At 71.0% G+C, this 13,025-nt stretch carries 11 protein-coding genes; 5 read left to right on the top strand and 6 right to left on the bottom strand.

Annotated elements, in window-relative coordinates; all coding sequences use genetic code 11:
• Window positions 1–10 precede the first annotated feature (10 nt).
• On the top strand, window positions 11–1,399 hold the full coding sequence (locus E5225_RS14235) for a hypothetical protein (protein ID WP_135974265.1): 1,389 nt from the start codon (window positions 11–13) through the stop codon (window positions 1,397–1,399).
• Between the two features lie 73 nt (window positions 1,400–1,472).
• On the opposite strand, the gene E5225_RS14230 is transcribed toward E5225_RS14235, so the two are convergent.
• The 4 genes from E5225_RS14230 to E5225_RS14215 form a co-directional block, all read right to left on the bottom strand.
• The gene (locus E5225_RS14230; RefSeq protein WP_166436004.1) at window positions 1,473–2,525 is read right to left on the bottom strand and encodes a glycosyltransferase family 4 protein; all 1,053 of its coding nucleotides are present in this window, start codon (window positions 2,523–2,525) and stop codon (window positions 1,473–1,475) included.
• 53 nt (window positions 2,526–2,578) lie between these two features.
• Window positions 2,579–4,039 (bottom strand): lipopolysaccharide biosynthesis protein, encoded by a 1,461-nt coding sequence (locus E5225_RS14225; RefSeq protein WP_166436003.1) that lies wholly within the window; start codon window positions 4,037–4,039, stop codon window positions 2,579–2,581.
• A complete protein-coding gene (locus E5225_RS14220) occupies window positions 4,036–5,247 on the bottom strand; it encodes a polysaccharide pyruvyl transferase family protein (protein ID WP_135974262.1) in 1,212 nt (403 codons plus the stop codon). Before E5225_RS14220 ends, E5225_RS14225 begins: the two co-directional genes overlap by 4 nt.
• Before the next feature lie 61 nt (window positions 5,248–5,308).
• The gene (locus E5225_RS14215) at window positions 5,309–6,703 is read right to left on the bottom strand and encodes a sugar transferase (RefSeq protein ID WP_243738327.1); all 1,395 of its coding nucleotides are present in this window, start codon (window positions 6,701–6,703) and stop codon (window positions 5,309–5,311) included.
• Between the two features lie 355 nt (window positions 6,704–7,058).
• Between E5225_RS14215 and E5225_RS14210 the strand changes: the two genes are divergently transcribed.
• Window positions 7,059–8,549, top strand: a complete 1,491-nt coding sequence (locus E5225_RS14210) for an NCS2 family permease (protein WP_243738326.1) — start codon at window positions 7,059–7,061, stop codon at window positions 8,547–8,549.
• 3 nt (window positions 8,550–8,552) lie between these two features.
• Here the strand turns inward: E5225_RS14210 and E5225_RS14205 are convergent, their stop codons facing one another.
• Window positions 8,553–9,080 carry a VanZ family protein gene (locus E5225_RS14205; protein ID WP_135974260.1) on the bottom strand — a complete coding sequence of 176 codons (528 nt, stop codon included), beginning with the start codon at window positions 9,078–9,080 and terminating at the stop codon, window positions 8,553–8,555.
• Window positions 9,081–9,188: 108 nt separating this feature from the next.
• Here E5225_RS14205 and E5225_RS14200 point away from each other — a divergent pair, with 108 nt between their 5' ends.
• The gene (locus E5225_RS14200; RefSeq protein WP_135974259.1) at window positions 9,189–10,514 is read left to right on the top strand and encodes a UDP-glucose dehydrogenase family protein; all 1,326 of its coding nucleotides are present in this window, start codon (window positions 9,189–9,191) and stop codon (window positions 10,512–10,514) included.
• Window positions 10,515–10,538: 24 nt separating this feature from the next.
• Here the strand turns inward: E5225_RS14200 and E5225_RS14195 are convergent, their stop codons facing one another.
• Complete coding sequence (locus tag E5225_RS14195) at window positions 10,539–11,099, bottom strand: CAP domain-containing protein (RefSeq protein WP_135974258.1); 561 nt, start codon at window positions 11,097–11,099, stop codon at window positions 10,539–10,541.
• An 85-nt stretch (window positions 11,100–11,184) separates the two neighbouring features.
• On the opposite strand from E5225_RS14195, the gene E5225_RS14190 reads away from it, so the two are divergent.
• Together E5225_RS14190 and E5225_RS14185 are read left to right on the top strand one after the other, a co-directional pair.
• Complete coding sequence (locus E5225_RS14190) at window positions 11,185–11,646, top strand: MarR family winged helix-turn-helix transcriptional regulator (RefSeq protein WP_243738325.1); 462 nt, start codon at window positions 11,185–11,187, stop codon at window positions 11,644–11,646.
• Entirely contained in the window at window positions 11,643–13,025 is a 1,383-nt protein-coding gene (locus E5225_RS14185) for an MFS transporter (protein WP_135974257.1), read from the top strand. Before E5225_RS14190 ends, E5225_RS14185 begins: the two co-directional genes overlap by 4 nt.

Genomic DNA, 13,025 nt, shown 5'->3' with positions numbered 1-13,025 from the left:
GAGGTCGACCGTGAGCCCCGCACATCTCTTCATCTTCGGATCGGTCCTGGTGCTGCTTTTTGCGCTGACCGCTTACAGGGCGTCCTCGATTTTGGCACCCGCGCCACTATGGAACGCGGCATGGGCGGTGCTGTTCCTCGCTACGGGCGCGTTGGGAGCCGACTTCATATACTCCACGAACGCGGTCATGATCCTGTTCTTGGCGGTGCTCACATTCAATGTCGGCGCGGTCCTGGTGGACAGCGCGCCGCGGGATGGCGAGCGGCGCGACGACACCATGCCGAGACGTATCCCGTCCTGGATCTTGCTGGCATGTGTGGGGGTAGGCCTGCTCGGTGCCGTTGAGTTAAGCCGCTCCTTCGGGACGGCCCTGCTCGAACTACGTTCCCTCGGTGAGCTCTTCTCTGCGGGGCAACAGAACGCCGTGTTGATCTTCCGCGGGGAAGCGGAACTGACGCAGTTGCAGAAGGCGTCCTTCGCCCTCCTGCAGGCAGGGTCGGTGCTTGCGGGTGCCAAGGTGCGGCTAGAGCGCTCTCGCACCGCAGTGATGTGGTGCGGTGCGTTCCTGCTCACGGCCATGCTCTGGAGCTCTATCACCACGCAGCGGTCGTATCTGCTCATACTGGCGGTGTGGGCAGTTGCAGGATACGTAGCGGCGGCTGTTCGTCAAGGTACGTTCGTTCTACCGCCGAAGACCCTGCTTCGAGCGGGTGCATCGGTCGCTGTGCTGGCGCTCCTAGTGGTCTACTTTCGGGCCGTGCGCGTCAGTGGCGATGGAGCGAGCCTCAGCGGCGACACCTTCGCTTCGGCGCGACTTTGGGTGGCGGGATACATTCCGACATTCTCTGCCTGGTATGACAATGGTGGGTCAAACGCGGGCGAGGTCTCGCCCGGGCTCCTCGGCGGCGTGTACGCGCTGTTCGGCGCAGGGACCGAGGGCGGCGACGACTCTGGAGGATACGAGTACATCGGTGCCGGCTTGAGCTCCAATGCCGCGACCATGATGCGAAGCGTTTTCTCGACGGCGGGGGTTTTTGCTGCTTTTGTCAGTATGGCGACGTACGGCATCGTTGCGCAGGCGGTATATCGCCGCGCACTGGCCGGACGGACTGTCGCGGCCGCAATGTATGCGGGCGTTGTAGCGTCGATCCTCTGGTCCACCAATGCGTGGTTCTTCAACTATGGCGGGCGCTTGCTGGCACTGGCTGCGGTGGTGACCTTCGCTGTCGCCGTCCGTACGCTCAGAGCGGATGAAGCGGTGACCGTGCGCCCAGGCACCAGGGCCTTCACCGTGGGCGTGCCGGTTCAATCCATCGCACCAATGCACCATCGTCGCCGACCAGGACCGCGGAAGCCCAGCCGGGCAGCGGGGAGCTCAGCGCGTTCCAGCGCTAGCTAAGCACATGGTTTTGCTCGAACACGCTTTTCGCCAAGGGGCCCGGCGGTGGAGCCAAGCTCGACGCTCCTGTGCGTCAAACGAGTCGGTTAGAGGCGGCTGCAAATTCGGGCGCGAGTTGTTCAACCGTGAAGTGGCTCAAAGCGCGCTTCCTTGCCCTCGCGCCGAGAGATGTGCGCAAACCGGGATCGGCGAGTCGAGCCAAAGCGGCAGTGAGCTCGGCGACCGAGCCCGGCCGGACGAGAATGCCTGCTTCGCCGAGCGCCCACCGCACGGGCGGCAGATCGCTCGCTACGATCGCCCGCCCGAGCATCATGGCGTCGATCAACTTGGCCGGAAGCTGCCCGCGAGAGACGATCCCGGCGTGACTAGGGATGGCAACGACGTCGGAGTCGCGCGTCACGGATAGGCCGACGTCGAGGGTCGTGGTGCCCATCCACGTCTCCCACGTGTGCGCGTCGGACGGCGCGTCGTCCGTGATGACGAGGCGGTAGCCGTCGTCCTGCAGGCGGGCCACCGCTGCCCTCAGTTCCGGGACGCCCTTGTGTGCGCGGTTGGTCCCCACGAAGGCGACGGTCGGTCGTCGATGTACGTGGGGCGCGCCCTGCCCGAGATCCGGCCGGGCGTGCGGGATCACCGTGCCGCCGTAGCGCTGCTGCAGTGTGGGGTTGCTCGTGAGAACCGGGACGTCTTGGAGAAGCCTTCGCATGCGTCGCATCTCTGCGACCTTCGGTCGACGCATTAGCTCGCGAGCGACGCGCTTCGTCCACGCCGTCGCCGTGTTGCCGAATGCGAGCGTCTTCTCGATGTCCGGGTCATCGACGTCGGCCAGGAGCGGTACACCTGCTGCTCGGGCAGCCGCGTGAGCGGCGCCTAAGGAGTTGGCGAAGGGCTTGATTGCGACGCACAGGTCTGCTCCGGCCAGGGCTGCCGCGACGTCGTGTGGCGACGTACCGACGGCGCGGCAGTCGGCGGCGAAGGCCGTCTGGGCCAGAGGGCCCCAGAGCTGTGCGTCGTGGAGCGCCACCACACTGGTCTCCCACCCCAGGTGCCGCGCAAGTAGCCACAGCGCGTACGTGCGGCCGAGTGAGTTGTCGCCGAGGGCTGGGGTGACGAAGACGACTCTCACAGATGGTTTCCCTGTCGACGGCGAATGTACGGCGCGGCGCTCGTCGCGAGACGTCATCCGCCGCGCCGGACGAATCGGCGGGCGAGGTCCCACAGTCCAAGTAGGTCCATGCGCACCGGGCGTACGACGATTGCCGCCAGGACGTAGACGAGCGCGAAGCAGCACGGCACAGCGAGGACCTCCAGAATCGCCGGTGCGTCGAGAGCGGAGACTGCGGCCCAGGCCGCAGCGACGCCGGTACCGGTGCACAGGACGATTCGGCCGGCGCCGGTAAGCACGGGCCGCAGCGGAACGCCGGCCATGCGGCAAGACCACACGAGCGCAACCGGCCACATCAGCGCTGAGCCAGTGACGTAGCCCCACGCGACTCCGACGGGTCCAAGGGGAGAGAGAGCCAGGATTGCTGCCGTGCGGACCACGGCCGCCACGACGCTGTACCGAAGGAGGCTGTTGCCGAGGCCGTGTGAGACGAAGATCCAGTAGGCGACGTATGACACCTGCTGCAACGCGCCTGCGGCGCCGAGTACCTGGATGACGGGGACGGCAGCAGACCACTGCGGGCCTAGCGCGAAGTCGGCGAGTGCCGCCGGGGCGCAGATGGCGACCGCCGCAATGGGGATGACCCCGTAGCCGAGGGCTGCTTGGCCCACTCGTAGGTACCGGGCATAGCGCTGTCCGTCTCCTCGTAGGCGCGAGAGGACGGGGAGTGCCACTGTCGTGAGAGGGGTCTTGAATTGGCCGAGGGGAGCGACCACCAGTTGGAACGAGCGCGAGTACAGGCCGAGCCGTTGCGGTGTAGTCGTGAACCCGAGGACGAACGTATCGGCGTTGTTCCCGAGATAGGCGACGACCTGGGCCGCCGAGACGCTTGCCCCGAAGCGTACGAGGTGCGCGCTCTCCGCCAGGGAGCTCGGCATGCCGGGCCACCACTGTGCCGCCGCGGCCAGAATCACGGCGCCCACCCCGGCGCTGCAGACGTACTGCGTGACGACCGCCCAGAAGCCGGCGCCGTTCGCCGCGAGAACCACTGCGACGAAGATCGCCAGCGTGGCCGCGACGACGTCGGCCACTACCAGCGCGGTGAACCTCATGTCCCTGTTGAGGCTCGCGCGGAACTGCGCTGCGAAGCCGTTGAGCACGAAAGTCGAGCTGAGGACCGCGGTTATCACCGCAGCCTCGGGCGAGCCGAAGGCCGCGGCGATGGGCCGTGACGCTGCGATGTAGAGGGCGCACAACAGCACTCCGACGACGAGGTTGGCCCAGAACAGGTTCGAGCGCTGACTCGCGCTGAGCTCCTTTGCCTGGATCGCTGCGACGGACAGTCCCAGGTCACGGATGACCTCTCCCACACCGACGGCCGCCACCGGCACAGCGACAAGGCCGAAGTCGGCCGGCGAGAGGAGCCGGGACAGGACCAGGAGTCCGACGATCTGGAGTCCGACCTTCGCCGCGAGTCCCAGCAGGCTGGTACGCGTCCCCCGCACGGCCTTTCCCGCAAGATTGGCCTCGCTCACCGGAGGAGCCGACGCGAACGATGTCTGGCATCGCGAATCAGCTGACGCGCCTCGGCCGGCAGGTGAACCGATGCCCGGTAAGGACCTGCTCGCAGAGCTACGTGGACGTCCCCGCTACGCGCTGGGCGATCAGTGAGGACGCGACGGACCTCATCCCAGTGCGCGTTGATCGCCTTGCGCGCACGTGTCGTGTCGAGGCGGCCCAGCGCGTTAAGCCCCCCTCGGGTCAAGGCACCGGCTGCCTCGTCCCAGCTCTTCCAGGAGACGCGCGTCCCGCCGAGGTGCGCGAGGAGGCCGTCGAACTTGTGCTGCGCCGCCGAATCCACGACTAGCGCCGCTGGAACGCCGTACGACGCCGCAGTCACGTACCCGTGCATCGAGGAACCCACGTATCCGGCGGAGTTGCGGATCGCCTCGATCACCGCCCGAGCGGACCGAGGGCGGTCGAAGACGATCGGCGCCGTCGCCATGGCTGCACCGACGGACCGTGCCAGCTCGTCGTCGCCGTGGCACTCGCCGATCCCGATCAGGCAGATGCGTCGGCCGGTGGCGGTGGCCACGGCGTCCAGCGCGGCGGCGGCGTGCTGGTGGTCCCGGTGACCGTAGCGTCCGTTGAGGTGGGCAACGACGTATCCGTGCGCCGGTGCAGAGCGCAGCTCATCAGGCCACTCCCCGCGCCCGTCTCGGGTGTCCGGGGCCGCGTCCGACAGTTCGAGCGCGGTGTCGGGGACCACGGCGAGGGAGAGGTCCGAGTCAAGCTGAAGGGTGGCGGCACTCTTTTCGTCCCGCACAGCTACATAGTCCGCGGCGCGGAGCGCCGCTCGGGCGGCGGGCCGCGAAAGCCCGATCGGGGCGCGGGGGGCACCGGCGGCGTTGATGACCAGCGGTGCCTTGTCGCGGATGGCCTGACGTGCCGCGCCCACCCACAGGTCCGCGTACGCGCTGGAGCGGACCGAACGGTAAGTCGGAAGGTTCGTCGTCCGGGTGTGCAGGATATTGCCCCCGCCCACGATCACGGCGTCGAAGCTGAGCGCAGTGGCCTCGCGCGTGGAGATCGACGCGGGGACGTCCAGGTAGGGCTGCCCCCCGACCGGCGAAACATGGACGATCTCGTCGAAAAGGTCGCTCAACCGATGACGCACAAGGAGAGGGAAAAGAAGGTCGCCGTAGTTCAGGACGTCGAAGGTCCCGTAGTGCCCTAGTCGCATCAGTCTCTGTCCGCTAGTTGTTGCTCGAGGAAGGGTAGGCGCGGCGCCGTTCACTGCGCTCTTACCGCGCCCCCTCGCCCGCGAGCATGGCGCGCAGCGTTCGCGCCAGGATCATGACATCTCCGAAGAGCGTCCAGTTCTCGACGTAGGCGACGTCCATCCGCATCGCCGTCTCGGCGTCGAGGTTGGAGCGGCCCGAGACCTGCCAGAGACCCGTCAGCCCGGGCCGCACGCGGAGCCGGCGGTGGGCCGCCCGGTCGTACGTCGCCACCTCCGCCTCGATCTGCGGCCGCGGCCCCACCAGGCTCATCTCCCCGCGCAGCACGTTGAACAGCTGCGGCAGCTCGTCGAGCGAGTACCGGCGCAGCACGCGCCCCACCGGTGTCACGCGGGGGTCGTTCTTCGGCTTGTAGAAGACGCCGACCGCCGTCACGCCCTCGGCGGCGAGCACCTCGGCGAGCCTGTCGTGCGCGCCCACCTGCATGGAGCGGAACTTGTAGATGTGGAACGGGCGCCCGTCCTTGCCGATGCGCTCCTGCTTGTACAGCACGGGTCCGCGGCTCGTGAGCTTCACCAGCAGCGCGAGGACCAGCAGGACCGGGGAGATCACGAGCGTGATGGCGAGGGCGCCGAACCAGTCGAACAGCGACTTCACGATGTACTTCGACCCCGTGAAGCGGGCCTCGTCGACGTAGACGAGCGGCAGGCCGTTCACAGGCTGCATGAGCACGCGGGGGCCGGCGACGTCGGTGAGGTTGAGTGTGATCGCCATGTCGATGCCGCTGCCCTCGAGGTCCCAGGCGAGCGCACGCACCTCCTCGTTGGACATCGAGTACGAGCCCGCGACCGCCACGGCTGCGACCCCCTGCTGCTGGGCGAGGCGGGCCGCGTCGGTGTGCGCCCCCAGCACGGGGACGCCGGCCACCGCGTGCGCGCGTGGCCGTGCGTCGTGGTCGACGAGGCAGACGCCGGTCACCTGGTAACCGGCGCGGGGGTTGCGGTGGAACTCGTGGATGAGTGCGGCGACGGTGCTGCGCGGGCCCACGACGAGGACGTCCGACCGGTCCGCGCCGGCGTCGCGACTGCGGTGCAGCCGACGGCGCCAGGCCATGCGGCCGGCGAGCACCAGGAGGAGCCCGAGGGGCGCCGCGATGCCGAGGTAGCCGCGGCCGATCTCCATGCGGAAGAGGAAGCCGATGACGGCGACGGACGCGAAGAGGTGCCACGTCACCTGCGTGACGCGCGTGAACTCACCCGGGCCCGTCCCGACGAGTCGGCGGTCGCGTGTACGGCCGAAGGTGAGTGCGGCGCACCAGGCGACGAGCAGCACGAGGGACACGCTCAGATACGAGGGGGAGAACTCGCCCGAGACGACGGCGGGGTCGTCGAGGGGAAATCGCACGGCATAGGCGACGGCGACCGCGACGACGACGGCGGCTGCGTCGGTGACGGCCACCCGGTGGGCGTAGGCCCGTGCCCAGTGCAGGGAAGGTGCGCTCGCGCTCGTCGCCGGGGCGTCCTCGGCGACCCTGCGCGCGGTGACTCCCACCGTCGCGCCCATGGTCCCCCTCGGGTGATGTGGAATTGCATTCCACCCAGTAACCGGGAACGCTAACAGGGTCACTCGAGCAGGGCGCCGGGCATAAACCGGACATTCGGCGCCATAAAATGACGCAAAGGTGCGAATCGTGGGGGGAATTCACCCACATGTGCGGCGGCCGGTGAGGCGACCGCGTGGCGCGGCCCCCGTCGCCGCATCACGGGCCGGACGCCGCCACCGCTCGTAACACGCCTCTGCCACACTGCGCCGCATGGCGACCTCTCCCCCTGAGGAGATGCCGGTCGAGACCACCGCTGCCCCCCGCAGCGCGGTCGACCGCTTCTTCAAGATCACCGAGCGCGGCTCCACCATCGGCACCGAGGTCCGTGGCGGCCTCGTCACCTTCTTCACGATGAGCTACATCATCGTGCTCAACCCCCTCATCCTCGGCTTCGTCCCCGACGGCACCGGCGAGTTCCTCGGCGGCGGCACGGGCGACGGCAGCAACCTCCCGCTCATCGCCGCGGCGACCGCGCTGGTCGCGGGCGTGCTGTCCGTCCTCATGGGCCTCGTCGCGAACTTCCCGATGGCCCTGGCCGCGGGTCTCGGCCTCAACGCCGTCGTGGCGTTCACCATCGCGTCCCTGCCGGACGTGACGTGGGCGGACGCCATGGGCGTCGTCGTGCTCGAGGGCCTGATCATCCTGGCGCTCGTCCTCACCGGGTTCCGCACCGCCGTGTTCCGCGCCGTCCCGCGCGAGCTCAAGACCGCGATCGGCGTCGGCATCGGCCTGTTCATCGCGCTCATTGGCTTCGTCAACGCCGGCTTCGTCCGGCAGGGCGGCGGCACGCCGCTCGAGCTGGGCATCGGCGGCTCGCTCGCCGGCTGGCCGTCGCTCGTGTTCGTGCTCGGGCTCATCACGGCGATCGTCCTCATGGTCAGGCGCGTGCGCGGCGGTCTGCTCATCGCCGTCATCGCGACCACGGTGCTCGCGGTCGTCGTCGAGGCCATCGCGAAGATCGGCGACACGGCAGGCGGCGAGAACCCGACCGGCTGGCACCAGAACGTCCCGGCGCTGCCCGACTCGCTCGCGTCCCTGCCGGACCTGTCGCTGCTCGGCCAGTTCTCGCTCTTCGGGGCCGTCGGCAAGATCGGCATCCTCGCCGTGGCGCTGCTCGTCTTCGCCATCCTGCTCGCCGACTTCTTCGACACGATGGGCACGATGGTCGCGGTCGGGTCCGAGGCCGGCCTGCTCGACGAGGGTGGCAACCCGCCCCGCACCAAGCAGATCCTGCTCGTCGACTCCCTCGGCGCCGTCGCGGGCGGCATGGGCTCGGTCTCCTCCAACACCGCCTACGTCGAGTCGACGTCCGGAGTCGCGGAGGGTGCGCGCACGGGCCTCGCGTCGGTCGTCACCGGCATCGCGTTCCTGCTCTCGACGTTCCTGTCGCCGCTCGTGGCGATGGTCCCGTCGGAGGCGGCCGCGCCCGTGCTGGTCGTCGTCGGCTTCCTCATGGTCACGCAGGTGGCGAACCTCGACTGGAAGTCGCCGGAGATCGCCATCCCGGCGTTCCTGACGCTGGCGCTCATGCCGTTCACCTACTCGATCACGACCGGCATCGGCGCGGGCTTCATCGCGTTCGTCGTCATCAAGATCGCCCTCGGCAAGGCCCGCCAGGTGCACCCGCTCATGTGGGTCGCCGCGGCGGCGTTCGTCCTGTACTTCACGCTCGGCCCGATCCAGGACGCCCTCGGCATCTGACGTCTACCGCGCCGGCCCGCCCTCGGCGGCCGCCGGCCGGCTCTGCCCCCGGCCCGGGTCCGCACTCGCGGACCCGGGCCGCGTGCGTCCGGGCCGCCGCAGCACCCGGGGCAGCGCCCAGGCGAGCGCCGCGACGCCCACCGCCGCGCCGAGGGTGTTGAGCACGACGTCCTGCACCGTGGGGAACCGGTCCGGCAGCGCGCGCTGCACCGTCTCGATGGTCACGCTCGTCGCGAGCGCCAGCAGCACCACGGCCCACCACCGCCGGGCGCCCAGCAGCAGGCCGACCAGCACGCCGAACGGCACGAACATGACCACGTTCGCGACGGCCTCCAGGGCCTCGAAGGTGAGCGGCACGCCCCGGTCGGTCAGCCACGCGAGCACGGTGCGGACGACCCCGAGGGACCCGTCGTGCGTCCGGCCCGGCGTCAGCGTGACCGCCGCGACCGCCGCGAGGTAGCCGACGAGGACGGGCACGACGACGCGACGCGGCACCGGGGACGGCACGGGGGACGGCGCGGACGACGGCATCGGCCCAGCATGCCCGCCCGGCCGCGCGCGGATGTTCACCCAGGCCAGCGCGGTGCGGCGCCGCTAGAGTCGCCCCAACCCCATCCTTCGACGACAGGCGGAGCACTCGTGCGCATCTCGGTCATCGGCTGCGGCTACCTCGGCGCGGTGCACGCGGCGAGCATGGCGTCGCTCGGGCACGACGTGGTCGGCATCGACGTCGACGCCGACAAGGTCGCGCGCCTGGCCGCCGGCACCGCGCCGTTCTACGAGCCGGGCCTGCCGGAGCTGCTCGCCGAGGTCGGCAGCACGGGCCGGCTGCGGTTCAGCACCGACATGGCCGACGCCGCCGGTGCGCAGGTGCACTTCCTCTGCGTCGGGACGCCGCAGAAGCACGGTGAGTTCCGCGCGGACCTCTCCTACGTCGACGCGGCGTTCACGGCGCTGCTGCCGCACGTCGCACCGGGTGACGTCGTCGCCGGGAAGTCGACCGTGCCCGTCGGCACCGCGGAGGCGCTCGCGTCCCGGCTCACGCCCACGGGGGCGGCGCTCGTGTGGAACCCCGAGTTCCTGCGCGAGGGCTTCGCGGTCAAGGACACGCTGCACCCCGACCGCCTCGTGTACGGCCTGCCGACGGACGACGAGGGCAACCCGACGCCCGCGGGCGAGGCCGCGCACGCGCTGCTCGACGCCGTCTACGCGACCCCGCTCGCCGAGGGCACGCCGCTCGTCACCACGGACTACGCGACCGCCCAGCTCGTCAAGGTCGCCGCCAACTCGTTCCTCGCCACGAAGATCTCCTTCATCAACGCGATGGCCGAGCTGTGCGAGGCGACCGGCGCGGACGTGACGAGCCTCGCCGACGCGATCGGCTACGACGCCCGCATCGGCCGCCGCTTCCTCAACGCGGGGCTCGGCTTCGGCGGCGGCTGCCTGCCCAAGGACATCCGCGCCTTCATGGCCCGCGCCGGCGAGCTCGGCGTGGACCAGGCGCTGTCGTTCCTGCGCGAGGTCGACTCCATCAACATGCGCCGGCGCGTGCGCATGGTCGACCTGGCGCGCGAGGTCTGCGCCGGGTCGATCGTCGGGCGGCGCGTCGCGGTGCTGGGCGCCGCGTTCAAGCCGGACAGCGACGACGTCCGCGACTCGCCCGCGCTCTCGGTGGCCGCGCAGATGCAGCTGCAGGGCGCCCACGTCACGGTGACCGACCCGCAGGCGGTCGAGAACGCGCGCGCCAAGTGGCCCGACCTCAAGTACGCGGCCACCGCGCTCGAGGCGGCGCAGGACGCCGACGTCGTGCTGCTCGCCACCGAGTGGGCCGAGTACCGCGAGCTGGACCCGGCCGAGCTCGGCGCCGTGGTCGCCCGGCGCACGATCGTCGACGGTCGCAACGTGCTCGACCCGCGTGCGTGGCGCGCCGCCGGCTTCACGTACCGGGCGCTCGGGCGCCCCTGAGCGTCCCGGTACCCCCTCCGGCCGCTACGGCCCGACCAGCACGAGCGTGCAGACCATCGCGTCGCCGTCGCGCGTGCACGCGGTGACCGCCTGCTCCAGACCGGGGTCGACCACGTTCGCGCGGTGGCCGGGCGACGCCATCCACGCCGCCGCCACGTCGACCGGGTCGGCGGCCGCCCGGCTGAGGTTCTCCGCCGCGGTGCTGCGGGGCGCGCACGCCGCCAGCACGTCAGTGAGCGGGGCGTGCTCGAGCGCCTGCCCCACGAGGGCGGCGGCGCGCGCACCGGCCGCATCGGCCGCGCAGGGGGCGTCGCCCCACGCGGGCAGCCCCGCGGCCACGCGCTCGGCGGTCGCGGCGGCGAGCAGCTCGCGCGCGTAGTCGGCGGGGTCCACGCCCGCCAGGTCCAGGACGGCCGGCGTGCTCGGCTCCCCGGCCGGTACGGGCGCACCGTCCCCGCGGCTCGTCCCGAGCGTCACGACGACCGCGACCACCAGGAGCACCGCGGCGAGCGCGAACAGCAGGACCGCCGTGCCCGGCAGCGGCGCGCGCCGCGCCGCCGCGGGGGAGGGGTCGTCGTGGGGCACCCGGGCATGCTGCCACGGCCCGACGGGGGAGGAGTGACCCGGCGCACCAACCGTTTCCCCGGGTAATGATGTAAAGTAATGACCTGTGACCACGACCTCCGACGTCCCCGCCGCCGACGTGACGCTCGCCGCGGACCTCGCGCTCGCCGCCGAGCTCCGCGTCTCGCTCGGGCGCGCGACGCGGCGCCTCAAGGGGGAGCGGGGCGAGGCCGGGCTGTCGGACCCGCAGTTCAACGTGCTCGCGATCCTGCTGCGCGAGGGACCCATGTCCCCCGGCGGGCTCGCCGACGTCGAGCGGATCCAGCCGCCCGCCATGACGCGCACCGTCAACTGCCTCGTGGAGCGCGGGCTCGTCCGCAAGGAGGAGCACCCCACCGACGGCCGCCAGGTCGTCGTCACGCTCACCGAGGCGGGGGAGGCCGAGGTCGCCGAGACGCGCCGCCGCCGCGACGCGTGGCTGTCCGCCCGCCTCGCCGACCTCACCGCCGCCGAGCGGGCCACCCTGGTCCAGGCCGCCGAGCTGCTCCGGAGGATCGCCGCCTCGTGAGTGCCACCTTCTCCTCCCTGACCTTCCGCAACTACCGCCTGTGGTTCGCGGGTGCCCTCGTCGCCAACGTCGGCACCTGGATGCAGCGCGTCGCGCAGGACTGGCTCGTGCTGACCCAGCTCACCGCCGACTCCGGCGTCGCCGTCGGCATCACGACGGCGCTGCAGTTCGGGCCGACGCTCGTGCTGTCCGCCTGGGCCGGCGTGCTCGCCGACCGGTTCGACCGCCGCAAGCTCCTCGTCCTCACGCAGGTCGCGCAGGGCGTGCTCGCCGCAGGCCTCGGCGCCCTCGTGCTCAGCGGGCACGCGCAGCTCTGGCACGTGTACGTGTTCGCCGGCCTGCTCGGCTGCGTCACCGCGATCGACGGTCCCGTCCGGCAGACGTTCGTCGCGGAGCTCGTCCCCGCGGGGCGCCTCTCGAACGCGGTCGGCCTGAACAGCGCGTCGTTCAACGCGGCACGGCTCATCGGACCCGGCGCCGCCGGGCTGCTCATCGCCGCCGTCGGCACCGGCTGGGTGTTCGTCATCAACGCCGTGACGTTCGCGGCGACGATCGTCTCGCTCGTCCTCATGCGCCGCGCCGACCTCTACCCGATGCCGCACGCCAAGCGCGCCAAGGGGCAGATCCGCGAGGGCGTCGCGTACGTGCGCAACCGCAGCGACATCCTCGTCATCATGGTCGTCGTCGGCGTGGTCTCCACGTTCGGCCTGAACTTCCAGCTGACCAGCGCCCTCATGGCGCGCCTCGAGTTCGGCCGCGGCGCGCAGGAGTACGGGATCCTCGGGTCCGTCCTCGCGATCGGCTCGCTCACCGGTGCGCTGCTCGCCGCCCGGCGCGAGCGGCCGCGCGTGCGCCTGGTCATCGGCGCCGCCTTCGCGTTCGGCGTCACGACCGGCGTGATGGCGCTCATGCCGACGTACACGAGCTACGCGATCGCGTGCATCCCCGTCGGCTTCGCGTCCCTGACGATGATGACGGCCGCGAACACCGCCATCCAGATGAGCACCGACCCCGCGATGCGCGGACGCGTCATGGCGCTCTACATGATGGTCTTCCTCGGCGCGACGCCCATCGGGTCGCCCATCGTCGGCTGGATCGGCGAGACGTTCGGTGCCCGGTGGTCCATCGGCGTCGGGTCGATCAGCGCCCTCCTCGTCTCGGTCGGCGCGGCGTGGTGGGCCCGGTCGCACTGGAACGTGCGTCTCCGCTACCACGTGACGGGCCGGCCCCACGTCGAGGTCGTGCACCTCGGCCTGCCGGGCGGCGACGCGGACGCCGAGGACGCGCTGAGCGCGAACGCCGCCGGCGAGCGGCGCGCCGCGTCCGCGCCCGCGCGCGTCGGCGCGCAGGAGGCCGCGGACCGCCAGCACGCGGCCTGA

The sequence above is a fragment of the Cellulomonas shaoxiangyii genome, assembly GCF_004798685.1.
In the GTDB taxonomy this organism is placed as follows: Bacteria; Actinomycetota; Actinomycetes; order Actinomycetales; family Cellulomonadaceae; genus Cellulomonas; species Cellulomonas shaoxiangyii.
The sequence above is the reverse complement of the archived record's forward strand: the minus strand, read 5'-3'. Positions and strand labels throughout refer to the sequence as shown.